This window comes from Streptomyces sp. NBC_01233 (genome assembly GCF_035989305.1).
Taxonomy (GTDB): domain Bacteria; phylum Actinomycetota; class Actinomycetes; order Streptomycetales; family Streptomycetaceae; genus Streptomyces.
Window position 1 is genome coordinate 8,908,598 of the sequence record NZ_CP108514.1, and the last position, 14,676, is coordinate 8,923,273.

Here is a 14,676-nt window from a genome sequence, read left to right on the forward strand (position 1 = left end):
CCGGTCAGAGCAGCGACGAGACGTCCTCCCCCCAGGAGGAGAGCGTGTCGACGGCACGCCAGCGGTGCGGACCGTCGCCGAAGGCCGCGGCGAGGACCTGGTCACGGTGGGCGGGGCCCCGGTCGGCCAGGACGGGCAGGCGGAGCAGCGGCAGGAGCGCGCCGAGGGCCGCCTCGCGTATGTCGGTGGAGCCGGAAGCGAGGAAAGGGCGCACGGCCTCGTAGAACTCCGGCGCGAGGTCGAGGAACGCGTCGAGGTCCTCCTCGTCGCCGTAGGGCCGCCCCTGCTGGGCCATCGCGTCGACGACCGAGTCCCCCAGCCAGGCCATCAGGCCGGCGCGCAGCGGGAACGGGGTCTGCGGACCCAGGTCGTACACCTCGTGGACGCTGCGGTCGGTGACCTGCGCCAGGGTCCGCGGGTCACCCAGGATTGCGGCGACGTACCGTGCCGCGGGAGCCGTGGCGGTGTAGAAGACGTTCCCGCAGATGAGGGCTTCAGCCAGGTCCCGGAAGGCGGAGCCCTGGACGCGCGGGTCGTCGTCCAGCAGTTCCCGCAGGATCACGGGCGTCTCCGGTGCCACGTCCGGGCAGCAGTGCTCCACCGCGTTCCAGTCCGTCCGCAGCAGTAGGGTCCCCGGGTCCACCCGGCCGTCGAGTTCGGCGTCATCGTTCATCGCACCAGTCTCGCAAGCGCCTCTGACACAGGGCGGTCCCCGCCACCGGCGAAGACCGCCCGGTGCCGGCGGTCCTAGATCCACCCCTCCAACGAGGCCATGAACCCGTCGAAGTCGTCCCGGTGGATGGTGTGTCCGGCCCCGGCGACCGAACGCACCTGGAAACCGCGGCTCTTGAGCAGCTGCGCCCGCTCCTGTGAGATCAACTGGCTGGGATCGGCGAGCTGCACCAGCGACGGGACCACCGGTGCGGCCGGCATCAGGTCGGCGCCGAGCAGCGGGGCGAGGCTCAGGGCCGTCTGCTCGTCCCACAGCGCCAGGGTCGCCAGTTCGATGTCGACGTCCACGTCCTCCCAGCGCGGACTCATCACCCGGATCTCCTCCCTGGTAGCCGTCTTGAACCGGGCTAGCATCTCCGGTCCGAAGCCCTCCTCGGGAGCGGCCAGGTGCCAGCCGGGGTCGGAGTACACCGCCCGCCGCGGCTTCAGCCGGTCCACCGCGAGCGACAGGGTCAGGCCGCCGAGCGAGTGGCCGATGGCGAGCTCGGCACCGGCCGGCAGCGTCTCGACCACGTCGTCCGCGTACAGCTCCGGGCTGTACGCGCCGCGGCCGCTGGCTCCGTGGCCCCGCAGGTCCACGGCGATGACGCGGTAGCCGTGGTCGGCGAGGGCGGGGCCGACCCGGCGCCACGTCCGGTGGTCGGCCATGATGCCGTGGATCAGGAGGGCGACGCGGTCGCCCTCGCCCCAGGTGTGGGTGTGCAGCTGCACGGCGGTGCCTTTCTCGGTGGTGTGAACGGTGGTCCGGGAGCGGCGAATTCCGGTCGGAGGTACGGACCAGAGACGCGGATCAACGGTGCGGATCAATGGTGTGGATCAACGGTGCGTTCGAGGTCAGCGCACGCTGCGGATCGGCTTCACCGCCAGCGCCCCCGCCACCGCCAGCACCGCCGCCACGACGAACAGCGCGGTGTATCCGCCGCTGAGCGAGACGATCACCGAGGCGATGAACGGCGCGACGATCTGCGGCCCGGCGTTGGCGATGTTGAGCACGCCCATGTCGCGGGCCGCGTCCTCGGCCTTGGGGAGCACCATCGTCACGAGCGCGGTGTCCACCGCCATGTAGCAGCCGAACGCCAGCCCGTTGACCACGGAGAAGGCCAGCATCGCGGTCCAGCTGGTCGAAACGGCCGGGATGACGAGCGCGACGGCCGACAGCAGTGCGGAGGCGCCGACGAAGAGCTTGCGGCGGTCGAACCGGTCGGAGAGGTACCCGCCGAGGACCGTGGAGATCACCATCGCCACGCTCGTCAGCGGCATGATCACCGCCACCGCGGCCTCCGGCTTCATGCCGTCGGGCAGCACGGTGTGGTCCTGCAGGATGTAGAGCTGGTAGCCGGTCACCGCGAAGTACCCGAGGACGAGCAGCGCCCGCCCGATGAAGGCCCACCGGAAGTCGTGGTGGCGCAGCGCGCTCGCGAAGGCGCCGAGCTGCGCCCGTACGGGCGTCGGGGCGCGGGCCGGGAGCCGCTCCTCGCGGCTGCACACGGTGAAGAGGACGGCGGCCCCCGCCACGAGCGCGCCGAACACGAGGTACCCGGTGCGGTAGTCCTCGGAGAAGGCCGCGCCGAGCAGCGCACCGAGGGTGGAGCCGAAGGGCAGGCCGAGACCCACGGCTGCCGAGGCCTTGCCGCGGGCGCTCAGGGGCACCCGGTCGGGCACCACGGAGGTGATGGCCGCCTGGCAGACGTTCATGACGGCCTGGCCGAGGCACCAGGCGATCGTGATCAGCAGGATCGTGTCGGCGAAGCCGAGCAGGAACATCGCCGGGACGGCGGCCGGCCCGCCGCCGAGGATCCAGGGGTTGCGCCGTCCGCTGCGGTCGGACAGGGCGCCGGCGACGGGGTTGAAGACCGTGGCGAAGATCGCCGAGACCCCTGCTATCAGGCCGAAGTCGGACACCTTGTTCGCCGGGTCGATGTCCTCGACCTGGAGCGCGAGCAGAACGCCGGCGACGCCGACGTAGAGCGCGTACATGGCGCTGTTGCCGACGAGCAGCAGGGGGAGCAGGCCGCGGCGTGCGGGGCCGGGCCCGGTGGACGCGTCGGCGGCGGTGGCGGTGGAACCGGTGCCGGGGGAGGAAAGGGCCACGGTGCCCTCCTGGGCAGTTGCGGGCGGACGGGAGGAGGGGGCCGGGGGCGGGCGAGAGCGGAGGGGGCGAGGGGAGGGCGGGGGACCGTAGGACCGAAGGGTGCGCGCCGCCCTGTCGCGACGGCGGGGGTGCGACGGAGCGCGACAGGGCGGCGGCACGGCGGACCACGTGCCGGGGCACGTGCGGTGACACATCCGTCGTCACGTCCGTCGACGAGGATGCGACACTTTAGTTACACGTGTCAATGACTCGTGTAATCACTGTGTAGCATTCGTTTCCGGCCATCCGCTAGCCCCCGGGCCCAACCGGTCTGGAAAGATGCCACGGCAATGTCTCAGTCATCGAAATCGCCGAAGCCGGAGGCCGCGGCCTCCGGATCGACCACGCCGCCGCCCGCCGTTCCGACCAGCGCCGACGTGGCCCGCCTCGCGGGTGTGTCGCGCGCGACGGTCTCGTACGTGCTGAACAACGCGGAAGCCGTACGCATCAGCGAGCCGACCCGCCGCAAGGTCCGCGAGGCCGCCGAGGAACTCGGTTACGTCCCGCACGCGGCCGCCCGCAGCCTGCGCGCCGGGCACACGCGGATCGTGCTGCTGCCCACCCCGAACGTGCCGATCGGCCCGCTCTACAGCGCCTTCCTCAACGAACTGCAGTGGGCGCTGCGCCGCCTCGACTACACCGTGGTCCAGTACGGGAGCCTCGGCCTCAGCGGCGACGAGGCCGTGCGGGCGTGGGCGGAACTTCGTCCGGTGGCGGTGATATCCCTCGGCGAGATCACCCTCTCCGCGCACAACGTCGCCACCCTCAAGCGGGCCGGGGCCCGCGCGGTCATCACCATGGGCCCGGTCGGCGTGCCCGGGGCGCACGCGCTGGTCATGGACCAGCAGGAGGTCGGCGCCCGGGCCGCGGCCCATCTCCTCGAGCGGGGCCGGCGGCGGATCGGTGTGGTCGTGCCCGAGGAGGAGGGGCTGGAGCTGTTCTCCGCGCCCCGGCTGGCGGGCGCACGCTCCGCGGCGGATGCGGAGGGTGCGCACGTCGAGCCCGTCCCGATGGCCTACTCCGAGGAATCGGCCGCGGCACTCGCGGCCCGCTGGCGCGCCCTCGGGCTGGACGCGGCCTTCGCGTACAACGACGAGTACGCGATGCTGCTGATGCGGGCCTTCCAGGACGAGGGGCTGCGCATCCCCGAGGACGTCGCCGTCATCGGTGCCGACGACCTGCTCATCGGGCGGCTGCTGCGGCCCCGGCTGAGTACGGTGCGGATCGAGATGCCGACCGGTGACCACCTGGCGTCGCTGGTGGACCACGCGGTGCGCGAGCCGTCGGAGGTCACCGAGCGGCACGACCTGATGGCGGCCGAGGCCGTCCACCGCGAGTCGACCTGACGGAGCCCGTCCCGCCGGGCCGGGCCCGTCCGGCGGGGGCGGGGCGGGTCCGCAGGGCGGGGCGGGGGCGGGGCGCCTCGCAGGGGGCCGTTGACAGGCGGTGACGTGCGGAAGGAGACTGCGGGCGCGCCCCACCGGGCGTGCCCGGCGGCGTGTCGCGATGCCCACACCGGCGTCGTGCCCACACCGGCATCGATGCCCACACGGCACCGATGCGCCACCGCCCGTACGGATCCGCCCAGGAGAGACCCCATGAGCATCCGCACCGTCCGCGACGTCTACGTCGTCGACGCCGTCCGCACCCCGATCGGCAAGTTCGGCGGCGCCCTCGCCGGCGTGCGCCCGGACGACCTGGCCGCGCACGTGGTGCGCGCGCTGGTGGACCGTACGCCCGGGCTCGATCCGGCCCGCATCGACGACGTGGTCTTCGGCGACGCCAACGGCGCGGGCGAGGACAACCGCGACGTGGCCCGGATGGCCGTCCTGCTGGCCGGCCTCCCGGTGAGCGTCCCGGGGGTGACCGTCAACCGGCTGTGCGGGTCCGGCCTCGAAGCCGTGATCCAGGCAGCCCGCGCCATCGCGCTGGGCGACGCCTCCGTGGCCATCGCGGGCGGCGTCGAGTCGATGAGCCGCGCCCCCTGGGTGGTCCAGAAGCCCGAACGGGCCTTCCCCGCCGGACACCAGCAGATGTGGTCCACCACCCTCGGCTGGCGGATGACCAACCCGCGGATGCCCGCCGAGTGGACCGGCTCGCTCGGCGAGGGCGCCGAACTCGTCGCCGACAAGTACGCCGTCACCCGCGAGGCGCAGGACGCCTTCGCCCTGGAGAGCCACCGCAAGGCCGCGGCCGCCTGGGCCGCCGGGCTGTACGACGGCGAGGTCGTGCCGTACGAGGGCGTGGACCTGGTACGGGACGAGTGCATCCGGGAGGGTTCCACCCCCGAGGCCCTGGCCCGGCTGAAGCCGGCCTTCCGGACGGACGGCCGGGGCACGGTCACGGCCGGCAACGCCTCCCCCCTCAACGACGGCGCGGCCGCCCTGCTGTTGACCGACGAGGCGGGCCTGGCCGCCACCGGCCGGGAGCCGCTCGCCCGGATCAGCGCCTCCGCCGTCACGGGGATCGAGCCCCAGCTCTTCGGGCTGGGCCCGGTGGACGCGGTGCAGCGTGCCCTCGGCAAGGCCGGCCGCGGGCTGTCCGACCTCACCGTCCTCGAACTCAACGAGGCCTTCGCGGCTCAGGCGCTGGGCTGCCTGGCGGCCTGGCCGGAGCTGGACCCGGCCGTGGTCAACCCGCGCGGCGGCGCCATCGCGATCGGCCACCCGCTCGGCGCCTCGGGCGCCCGGCTGGCCGGCTCGGTCGCCCACCAGCTGGCGGCGGCCGGCTCCGGTACGGGCATGGCGGCGCTGTGCATCGGCGTCGGGCAGGGCATCGCGCTGGTCCTGGAACGCTGAGCCCGGCTCGGGCACCGCCCTGGTGGCACCCGCCCCACCAGGGCGTCGACCATTTCCGGTCAGAGCCCGCCGTCAACTGCCCAATAACTGAACAGAAGTGGAGCCTCCGGTCTGGCACGATGACGCGTGCTGCCGCCCCCCTCGCCCGGCACCCCGCCCATCCCCACCCGGAGGCCCCGCGCCATGCCGCTCCTCGACCCGACGCTCTGGCAGGACGGACCCACCCTCACCGGCGGCGCCGCGCCGGTCGTCGAACCCGCCACCGGCCGCACCCTCGCCACCCTCGACCTCGCCGCGCCCGGCGACGTGGCGGAGGCCGCCGTACGGGCCCGGGCCGCGCAGCACGACTGGGCGCGCGCCACCCACCTCGAGCGCGCAGCCGTACTGCGCCGCGCCGGGGACCTGTTCGCCGCCCACGCCGATGAGCTGGGGGAGTGGCTGGTCCGCGAATCCGGCTCGATACCCGGCAAGGCCGGCTTCGAACTGCACGTCGCCGCGCAGGAGTGCTACGAGGCCGCCGCGCTGGCCTCGCGCCCGGTCGGGCAGGTACTGCCGAGCGAGGCACCGCGGCTGTCCTTCACCCGCCGGGTCCCGGTCGGAGTGGTCGGGGTCGTGGCCCCCTTCAACGCCCCGCTGATCCTGGCGATCCGCTCGGTCGCGCCGGCCCTGGCACTCGGCAACGCGGTGCTGCTCAAGCCGGACCGGCGGACCGCCGTCTGCGGCGGCCTCGCCCTCGCCGCCGTGTTCGCCGCCGCCGGCCTTCCCGCCGGGCTCGTGCACGTCCTGCCCGGGGGCGCCGAGACGGGCGCCGCAGTGGTCGCCGACCCGGGGGTCCGGGTGGTGTCCTTCACCGGATCCACCGCTGCCGGCCGCACCGTCGGGGAACTGGCGGGCCGTCACCTCAAGCGAGCACACCTGGAGTTGGGCGGCAACTCCGCCCTGGTCGTGCTCCGCGACGCCGACGTCGAGGCCGCCGTCGCCCAGGCCGCCTGGGGCACCTTCTTCCACCAGGGCCAGATCTGCATGACCGCCGGGCGGCACCTCGTGCACGCCTCGCTCTACGACGAGTACGTCGAGCGGCTCGCCGCGCGCGCCGAGGAGCTGGCCGTGGGGACCCGTACCGCGAGCAGGTCCACCTGGGCCCGCTGATCGACCGCGCCCAGGTGGAACGTGTACATGCCCTCGTGGAGGCCAGTACCGGAGCGGGGGCCAAGCTCGTCGCGGGCGGCACCCACCGGGACCTCTTCTACCGGCCGACCGTCCTGGCGGGCGTCGGCGACGACACCCCCGCCTACGCCGAGGAGGTGTTCGGCCCGGTGGCACCCGTACGCTCCTTCGCGACGGAGGACGAGGCGGTGGCACTGGCCTCGGCGGGCCCCTACGGCCTCTCCCTCGGGATCGTGACCCGGGACGCGGCGCGCGGGCTCGACCTGGCCGAGCGGATCCCCACCGGGATCGCGCACGTCAACGACCAGACGGTCAACGACGAGGCCGTCGCCCCGTTCGGCGGAGTCGGCGCCTCCGGCACCGGCGCCCGCTTCGGTGGCGAGGCGAACCTGGACGCCTTCACGGAACTCCGCTGGACCACGGCCCGCAGCACCCCGGCCGGCCACCCCTTCTAGGACCGCCCCGCCCCGCCCCGGCCCGCCCCGCCCCGGCCGCGGACGGGCGGGAGGCTGCGCCGCGGCGGCGGGCACCGCGGCCCGCGGAATGCCCGGGGCCGGTCGTTCGTTCAAGGAGCAGTCGGTTCAATCAGGAGGTCTGGACACCGTGGCTACAGTCGAGCTCACCAAGGAAAACTTCGACCAGACGGTCAGCGAGCACCCGTTCGTGCTGATCGACTTCTGGGCGGGCTGGTGCCGGCCGTGCCTGCAGTTCGCGCCGGTCTACGAGAGGGCCTCCGAGGCCCACCCCGACCTGCTCTTCGCCAAGGTGGACACCGAGGCGCAGCAGGAGCTGGCCGGTGCCTTCCAGATCACCTCGATCCCGACCCTGATGATCGTCCGGGACCAGGTGGCCATCTTCGCCCAGCCCGGCGCCCTGCCGGAGGCGGCGCTGACCGACCTCATCGGGCAGGCCCGCGCGCTCGACATGGACGAGGTGCGCTCCAAGATCGCCGGCACGCAGCAGGGCGGCGCGCAGGACGCCGGCACCCAGGACCCCGGCACGCCGGAGGCCTGAGTGCGTGACGCGGCCGCGGACCGGCGTGACACTGGCCCGTATGACTGAAGCCGTGGAGTACGACGTCGTGGTGCTCGGCGGGGGCCCGGCCGGCGAGAACATCGTCGACCGGACCCGCGCCGCCGGGCTGAGCACGGCGCTCGTGGAGAGCGAACTGGTGGGCGGCGAGTGCTCGTACTGGGCGTGCGTGCCGAGCAAGGCGCTGCTGCGCCCGGTGCTGGCCCGGGCCGACGCCCGCCGGGTGCCGGGGCTGGCCGGGGCCGTCGAGGGTCCCCTGGACACGGCGGCGGTGCTGGCACACCGCGACTACTGGACCGGTGACTGGAAGGACCAGGGCCAGATCGACTGGCTCGATTCCACCGGGGCCCACGTCTACCGCGGCCACGGCCGGCTCCACGGGGTCCGCAAGGTCGCCGTCACCAGCCCCGAGGGCGAGCACCACGTACTGGCGGCCCGGCATGCCGTGGTCGTCGCCACCGGCACCCGGGCCGTGATCCCGGACCTGCCCGGCATCACCGGAGCCCGCCCGTGGACCAGCCGCGAGGCGACCTCCGCCCAGGGGGTCCCGGGCCGGCTGCTGATCGTGGGCGGCTCGGTGGTCGCCGCCGAGATGGCCACCGCCTGGCAGGGCCTCGGATCGCAGGTCACCGTGCTGGTACGCGGCTCCGGGCTGCTGCCGCGGATGGAGCCCTTCGCGGGAGAACTGGTCGCCGAGGCCCTGCGCGCGGCCGGGGCGGTGGTCCGTACGGGCGTGGCCGTCGAGGCGGTCGTACGGGACGGCTCGACCGGCCCCGTCCGGGTGGTGCTGGAGGGCGGCGAGACCCTGGAGGGCGACGAACTGCTGATGGCGACGGGCCGGTCACCGCGCACCGACGACATCGGGCTGGACACCGTGGGCCTGACCGCGGGCAAGTGGATCGAGGTCGACGACACCTGCCGGGTGCCCGGCCACGACTGGCTGTACGCCGTCGGGGACGTCAATCACCGGGCGCTCCTCACCCACCAGGGCAAGTACCAGGCCCGGATCGTGGGCGCCGCGATCGCCGCCCGTGCGGCCGGCGACCCGCTGGACACCGACCCCTGGGGCGCGCACACGGCGACCGCCGACACCCGTGCCCTCCCGCAGGCCGTCTTCACCGACCCGGAGGCCGCCGCGGTCGGCCTGACCCTGGCAGAGGCCGAGCGGGCCGGCCGCCGGGTGCGCGCCGTCGACTACGACCTGTCGAAGGTCTCCGGCGCCGGGCTGTACGCCGACGGCTACCGCGGCCGCGCACGGATGGTCGTCGACCTCGACCGCGAGGTCCTCCTGGGGGCCACCTTCGTCGGCCCGGGCGCCGCCGAGCTGATCCACGCGGCCACCATCGCGGTCGCGGGGGAGGTTCCGCTCGCGCGGCTGTGGCACGCGGTGCCGGCCTTCCCGACCATCAGCGAGATCTGGCTGCGGCTGCTGGAGACCTACCGGGGGTGAGGCCGGGGCGACGCCGGAGGGCGCGGCTCGCCCCCCGGCCGGTCATTCGGCGATCTCGGTGCGTTCCCACCACTCGTAGACCTGCAGTCGCCCCTGCGGGCTGTCCTGCTGCCGCGCGGTGGGCTTGAAGTGCTCGTATCCGCCGCGGTGCGGAACCTTCAGGTCTTCTCCGGGCGAGGCGATCGGGACGATCCGCTCTGGGAGATCGTCCGGGCCGCCCTCCAAGGCTGCCTTGTTCGTCATGGCCCCAGTGTTGCCACGGACGGGGTTGCGCGCATCACGAGGGCGGTCGAGCCGGCCGGCCGACCCTGCACGGAACCGGAGCGAGCGGCGGTCGGCGCGCCGCCCCGCCGCCGGCCTCACCATCGGTGCCACGGCGTGCTCGGGCGGTCGCCGAAGCGGAAGTTGACGGACCCTCATGACGGCGGTGGCGAGTGATGCGTGCTGCCTCCCTGCCCCGTACCGCCGCCCGCGCGGCCGTCGCAGCCTCCGCCGCCGTCGCGCTCGCCGTCGGCGCGGCCGGCTCCGCCTCGGCCGCCACCTCGACGCGCACGGTCACCGACGGCGCGGCCACCTTCAACCTCAGTGTCACGGCGCCCTCCTCCGCTGCCGCGGCCGGTCAGAACGTCACGGTCACCGGCAGCGGCTTCAACACCGCCAAGGGCATATACGTCGGCCTCTGCGCGGTCAACGGCGCACAGGGCGCGAACAAGCCCACCCCCTGCCTGGGCGGCTCCGACCAGTCCGGCACCACCGGCGCCTCGCACTGGATCAACAACACCTTCGGCGGAACCCTGGCCAACACGTCCAAGTACGGTCCGGGCGGCACCTTCAGCGTCACCATCCACGTCAAGGCCGACCTGGGCGGCGGCCAGATCTGCGGCGAGACCGTCCAGTGCGCCGTCGTCACGCGCGCCGACCACTTCAACTCCTCCAACCGCAAGTACGACGTCCACGTCCCGGTGACCTTCAACTAGTCCCCGGCCGGGCCCGGTTCGGACTCGCGCCCAGGTACGTGCCCGACCCGTCGACGAGGAAGTCATGACACCCCGACACCCCCTCACCCCCGGCCGCCGCACGGGCACCGCCTCCGCCGTGCTCGTGCTCGTGCTCGCCTCGGCCGCCACCGGCCCCGCCTCGGCCGCCGGGGGCGAGGGGGGCGAAGTACCGCAGGGCACCGTCGCGTACCGGCCGGTGGCGCAGTTCACCACGGCCGGCAAACCGCGCGACCTGCTGCTGCACCCCGACTCGAAGAAGCTGTACGTCGGTTCGGACGACCTGCCCGAGACCGCCGAGGCCAACGAGGGCGGGCTGCACGTCCTGGACCCCGCCGACGGCAAGCTGCGCAGCAGTGTCGGGCAGGCCCCGGGCCCCACCGGCGCGCTCGGCCGACGGGCCGTGCGGCAGCTCGTCGCCCCGCTCCCCGGCGAGGGCGCGGTCTTCGTCTATCCGCTGCGCGGCATCGGCACCGCCAAGGACGGAGATGCCGCGGCGGCGGGCGCGTGGGTGCCGGGTGCGGCCGTCACCGACGCCGCCCCCGGGCTCACCCCCTCGACGGTGCTGGTCGCGCAGGGCTCCGTACTGTCGGAGGTCGAGATCGCGACCGCGACGGTCAAGCGGTCCGTGAGCCTGGAGGGCGGCGAGGAGTTCGCGGTCGACGCGGCGCGCGGCGCGGTCTGGTTCACCGACGTCGCCAACCGCCGGATGTACCGGATCGACACCGCCGACTTCCAGGTCGCCAAGACCGTGGACCTCCCGGCGGGAGAGGGTTTCGGAGGGTTCACGGAGGTGGATCCGGAGACCGGCGCGGTGTGGGTCGGGCTGGACACCGCCGTCGTCGTGCACGACGCGGCGGGCAAGCGGCTCGACACCATCGAGGGCGTCGACATGCCCCGCGCGGCGAGGTTCGACGTCGCCACGCACGAGGCGTTCGTGGTGTGGCAGGACGCGGGGGACACCTCGCAGCCGGGCAGCGACAACAACGGTACGCTCACCGTCCACCGCACCGGCGACCTCCAGGAGGCCGCGAAGCCCGTTGCACTCCCGGGAAACCACGGGCAGTCGGGCAGTGCGGCCGTGGCCGTCGAGCCCGGCGGCGCGGCCGTCTTCGTCTCGGACCCGGCGGGGGCGAGGATCACCCGGCTGGAGCGGTCCACCTCCCCGAAGGTCACCCGGAGCCCGGCGGACCGGTCGGTCACGGTCGGCGCCGAGGTCTCGCTGACCGTGCAGGCCGAGGGGACCCCGCGGCCCACCGTCGCCTGGCAGGTGAGTACGGACGCCGGCCGGACCTGGCGGGCCGTGCCGGGCGCGACCTCACCGACCCACACCTTCACGGCCGCGGCCGCCGGCAACGGCAGCCGGTACCGGGCGGAGTTCACCAACGACGTCGGGACCGCCCGCACCGGTGCGGCCACGCTCACCGTCACCGGCGCGGACACGACGACCGGCGGCGGCGCGTCCACCGGAGGGACCGGCGGCGGCTCCGGCACGTCCGGGAGCACGAACGGGAGCTCGACCGGAGGCTCGGGTGGTCCGGCCGATGGTTCGGGCGGTGCTGCGGGCGGTGCCGGCGGAAGCGCCGACGGCGGCTCGGCCGGCGGTGCGGTCGGCGGTACGGGCGTCACCACCGCCGGCGGCGCGCTCGCATCGACCGGAGCCACCGTCGCCTCCCTCGCCGCGGGTGCGGTCGTCCTCACGGCGGGCGGCTGGGTGCTGGTACGCCGCACGCGCCCGCGGAAAACCGCCTGAGCCCCGGCTCGGCCCCGGCTCGGCTCCGGGTCAACTGCGCCTGAATCTGCCCGAATCCGTCTGAGCTCCGCCGCGGGTCGCCCTGTTGAATGGGCGTCGAACGCATCTCTTGACCAGAGACGAAGGAGACACCGCTCGTGATCGTGATCGCCCACCTCAGTGACATCCATCTCGACGGGGACCCGCGCGCAGCCGACCGCACCCGCGCCGTCATGGAGTACCTCGACGGTCTGCCGTACGACCTGGACGCCGTGCTGGTGAGCGGGGACATAGCCGACCACGCCGCCGCCGCCGAGTACGAGGAGGCCGCCAAACTGCTGCGCTCGCGGCACCCGCTGGTGGTCTGCCCCGGCAACCACGACGAACGGACCGCCTTCCGGCAGGGCCTGCTGGGGGAGGAGGCCCCGTCCGCGGCGCCGGTCGACCAGGTGCTGCGCGGCTCCGGCTTCGTGCTCGCGGTGTGCGACTCCTCCGTTCCCGGCGCGGACCACGGCCTGCTGGAGGAGTCCACGCTGGCCTGGCTGGACGGCGTACTGACCGACACTCCGCGGGAGACCCCGGTCCTGGTGGCCTTCCACCACCCGCCCGTCCCGCTGCACACCCCGTACGTCGACGAGATCCGCCAGTTCGGCGAGGAGCGGCTCGCGGCGCTGGCCGGACGGCACCCGCACCTCACCGCGTTCCTGTGCGGGCACGCCCACACCGCGGCCGCCACCACCTTCGCGGGGCGGCCCGTGCTGGTGGCGCCGGGCGTGGTGTCCTCCCTGCGGCTCCCGTGGGAGCACCCCTCGGCCGGCTCCGAGCACGTCCACCTCGACGAACCGCCCGCCGTCGCCTTCCACTTGCTCGGCGACGACGGGCGGCTGACGACCCACTACCGGGTGGTCGTGGACCGCCGGTAGCTGCGTCCGTCACGGGTCCGCGTCAGCAGGCCCGAGGTGATCAGATACCGCCGCAGCGCCGAGCAGTCCTCGTGCACGGTGCGCAGCGCGTCGTTCACCTCGGGCTCCGTGTACTCCCGGTCCACCGTGAAGAGGGTCTCCGCGAGGTGGACGAGCAGCTGCCCGCGCCGGGCGGCCTTGCGCGGGACGGCGACGAGCCGCCCGCCCGAGAAGAGGTCGCCGACGTCCCGTCGCTCTCTGCGCGGGGTGGACGGACGGGGATGATCGGTGCTCTCAGACATGAGGGCGAGCTTGACCCCTCGGCTCCCCGCCGGGCAACGGAATTTCCGGCTCGAAGGCCCTGAGCGCGTCCTCCCCGCCGGTCCACAGGACGCCGAGCCGTTGGCGGACCAGGAGCCAGCCGTCCGGCCCGCGGCGGAACTCCCATGCGTACGGGCCGCCCATGGCGTAGGCGGCGGAGGTCGTCACGGACGAGGTGACCGCGACGAACCACATGTGGCCGATGCCGCTCGCCCGGTCGCCCTCCACCTCGAAGTGCATGTTGAGGAGGTGGTGCTGCATGCCCGGGTAGGGCGATTCCGCCTCTTCCACCGTCGCCCGGATCGCCTCCTTCCCGCGGGTCTCGCCCCACGGACCGAACTCCAGCACCGCGTCCTCGGCCCAGCAGTCGATCCAGGTCTGCCAGTCCTTGCGGTCCAGTGCCCGCCAGCCGCGGATCAGGAGGGTGCGCAGAGCCTCCTTGTCCTCCAGGTTCCGCAGTCTCCGGACCGGGCCGTCGTACGCGGCGGCCTTGGGCGCCACCTCGGCGCCGTCCCTCCCGACGGGGGTCACCGGGCGCTCGCGGCCGGCCGGACGACGATCTCGTTCACGTCGACCTCCGGCGGCTGGGAAACGGCGTAGGCGATCGCCTCCGCGACGGCCGAGGCCGGCAGTGCCACGGCGCGGTAGGCCTTCATCGCCTCCCGGGCTTCCGGATCGGAGATGCCGTCCGCGAGTTCGGACTCGGTCACGCCGGGGGAGACGAGGGTGACCCGGACGTCCCCGCCGGACTCCTGCCGCAGGACCTCGGAGATCGCGCGGACGGCGAACTTGGTGGCGCAGTAGACGGCGGCGGTGGGGGAGACCTCGTAGGCGCCGACGGAGGCGATGTTCACGATGTGCCCGCCGCCCTGTGCGCGCATCACCGGCAGGGCGGCGGCGATCCCGTGCAGGACGCCCCGCACGTTCACGTCGATCATGCGGTCCCACTCGTCGGTACGGAGCGCTGTCAGCGGGGAGAGGGGCATCACCCCCGCGTTGTTCACGAGGGCGTCGATCCGGCCGTACTCGCGGCACGCCGCATCGACGAACGCGCGCATGTCCGCCGCGTCGGTGACGTCCAGCGTCCGGAAGGCGGCGGTGCCGCCCTCCCGGGTGATCTCCTCGACCAGCCGTTCCAGCCGACCGGTACGACGTGCACCGCGCTCTGGTCCGCGCACACGGTCTACGGGAAGACCCTCGACGCCAAGGCGCTCGTGCACCCGGAGGTGGGAGCCCTGTCCCTCACCTACCAGTCCTTCGACGTACGGGGAGCACCCGGCCAGCAGGTGGTGATCTACCACGCGGAACCGGGAAGCCCCAGCTCCCACGCGCTCTCGCTGCTCGGCAGCCTGAACGCAACCGGCCCGACCGACACCGGAGGTCACCGGACCGGACGGGCTCGGGCGTGAGCGGAGG

The 14,676-nt window shown here is 74.0% G+C and carries 14 protein-coding genes and 2 pseudogenes; 9 read left to right on the top strand and 7 right to left on the bottom strand.

Annotated elements, in window-relative coordinates:
- Positions 1-4 precede the first annotated feature (4 nt).
- From OG332_RS41475 to OG332_RS41485, 3 genes are all read right to left on the bottom strand, one after another.
- The gene (locus OG332_RS41475; protein WP_327418285.1) at positions 5-673 is read right to left on the bottom strand and encodes a hypothetical protein; all 669 of its coding nucleotides are present in this window, start codon (positions 671-673) and stop codon (positions 5-7) included.
- A gap of 74 nt (positions 674-747) precedes the next feature.
- A complete protein-coding gene (locus OG332_RS41480; RefSeq protein ID WP_327418286.1) occupies positions 748-1,443 on the bottom strand; it encodes an alpha/beta fold hydrolase in 696 nt (231 codons plus the stop codon).
- 123 nt (positions 1,444-1,566) lie between these two features.
- Positions 1,567-2,823 carry an MFS transporter gene (locus tag OG332_RS41485; RefSeq protein WP_327418287.1) on the bottom strand — a complete coding sequence of 419 codons (1,257 nt, stop codon included), beginning with the start codon at positions 2,821-2,823 and terminating at the stop codon, positions 1,567-1,569.
- Positions 2,824-3,153: 330 nt separating this feature from the next.
- On the opposite strand from OG332_RS41485, the gene OG332_RS41490 reads away from it, so the two are divergent.
- The 5 genes and pseudogenes from OG332_RS41490 to OG332_RS41510 all read left to right on the top strand — a co-directional run bounded on the left by OG332_RS41490 (position 3,154) and on the right by OG332_RS41510 (position 9,310).
- A complete protein-coding gene (locus OG332_RS41490; protein WP_327418288.1) occupies positions 3,154-4,209 on the top strand; it encodes a LacI family DNA-binding transcriptional regulator in 1,056 nt (351 codons plus the stop codon).
- A 252-nt stretch (positions 4,210-4,461) separates the two neighbouring features.
- On the top strand, positions 4,462-5,661 hold the full coding sequence (locus OG332_RS41495) for a thiolase family protein (RefSeq protein WP_327418289.1): 1,200 nt from the start codon (positions 4,462-4,464) through the stop codon (positions 5,659-5,661).
- A gap of 183 nt (positions 5,662-5,844) precedes the next feature.
- Positions 5,845-7,283 (top strand): annotated as a pseudogene (locus tag OG332_RS41500) (aldehyde dehydrogenase family protein).
- 148 nt (positions 7,284-7,431) lie between these two features.
- Positions 7,432-7,842: a thioredoxin family protein gene (locus tag OG332_RS41505; protein WP_327418290.1), complete on the top strand. Its 411-nt coding sequence runs from the start codon at positions 7,432-7,434 to the stop codon at positions 7,840-7,842.
- Between the two features lie 40 nt (positions 7,843-7,882).
- Positions 7,883-9,310 (top strand): dihydrolipoyl dehydrogenase family protein, encoded by a 1,428-nt coding sequence (locus OG332_RS41510; protein WP_327418291.1) that lies wholly within the window; start codon positions 7,883-7,885, stop codon positions 9,308-9,310.
- Between the two features lie 42 nt (positions 9,311-9,352).
- On the opposite strand, the gene OG332_RS41515 is transcribed toward OG332_RS41510, so the two are convergent.
- Entirely contained in the window at positions 9,353-9,553 is a 201-nt protein-coding gene (locus OG332_RS41515) for a DUF5988 family protein (protein WP_327418292.1), read from the bottom strand.
- A gap of 194 nt (positions 9,554-9,747) precedes the next feature.
- Between OG332_RS41515 and OG332_RS41520 the strand changes: the two genes are divergently transcribed.
- The 3 genes from OG332_RS41520 to OG332_RS41530 all read left to right on the top strand — a co-directional run bounded on the left by OG332_RS41520 (position 9,748) and on the right by OG332_RS41530 (position 12,960).
- A complete protein-coding gene (locus OG332_RS41520) occupies positions 9,748-10,287 on the top strand; it encodes a hypothetical protein (RefSeq protein WP_327418293.1) in 540 nt (179 codons plus the stop codon).
- Positions 10,288-10,351: 64 nt separating this feature from the next.
- Positions 10,352-12,058, top strand: a complete 1,707-nt coding sequence (locus tag OG332_RS41525) for a hypothetical protein (protein WP_327418294.1) — start codon at positions 10,352-10,354, stop codon at positions 12,056-12,058.
- Between the two features lie 137 nt (positions 12,059-12,195).
- Complete coding sequence (locus tag OG332_RS41530) at positions 12,196-12,960, top strand: metallophosphoesterase (protein ID WP_327418295.1); 765 nt, start codon at positions 12,196-12,198, stop codon at positions 12,958-12,960.
- On the opposite strand, the gene OG332_RS41535 is transcribed toward OG332_RS41530, so the two are convergent.
- From OG332_RS41535 to OG332_RS41545, 3 genes are read right to left on the bottom strand one after another with little or no spacing between them, the layout of a single operon-like run.
- Positions 12,933-13,241, bottom strand: a complete 309-nt coding sequence (locus tag OG332_RS41535; protein ID WP_327418296.1) for a DUF2087 domain-containing protein — start codon at positions 13,239-13,241, stop codon at positions 12,933-12,935. The two genes, OG332_RS41530 and OG332_RS41535, sit on opposite strands and share 28 nt — an antisense overlap.
- Positions 13,234-13,791: a nuclear transport factor 2 family protein gene (locus OG332_RS41540; RefSeq protein WP_327418297.1), complete on the bottom strand. Its 558-nt coding sequence runs from the start codon at positions 13,789-13,791 to the stop codon at positions 13,234-13,236. The genes OG332_RS41535 and OG332_RS41540 overlap by 8 nt, the downstream gene beginning before the upstream one ends.
- Positions 13,788-14,480 carry an SDR family oxidoreductase gene (locus tag OG332_RS41545; RefSeq protein WP_442816295.1) on the bottom strand — a complete coding sequence of 231 codons (693 nt, stop codon included), beginning with the start codon at positions 14,478-14,480 and terminating at the stop codon, positions 13,788-13,790. Before OG332_RS41545 ends, OG332_RS41540 begins: the two co-directional genes overlap by 4 nt.
- On the opposite strand from OG332_RS41545, the pseudogene OG332_RS41550 reads away from it, so the two are divergent.
- A pseudogene (locus tag OG332_RS41550) lies at positions 14,424-14,669 on the top strand (MmyB family transcriptional regulator); the annotation flags it as partial. The gene OG332_RS41545 and the pseudogene OG332_RS41550 overlap by 57 nt on opposite strands.
- Positions 14,670-14,676: the final 7 nt, after the last annotated feature.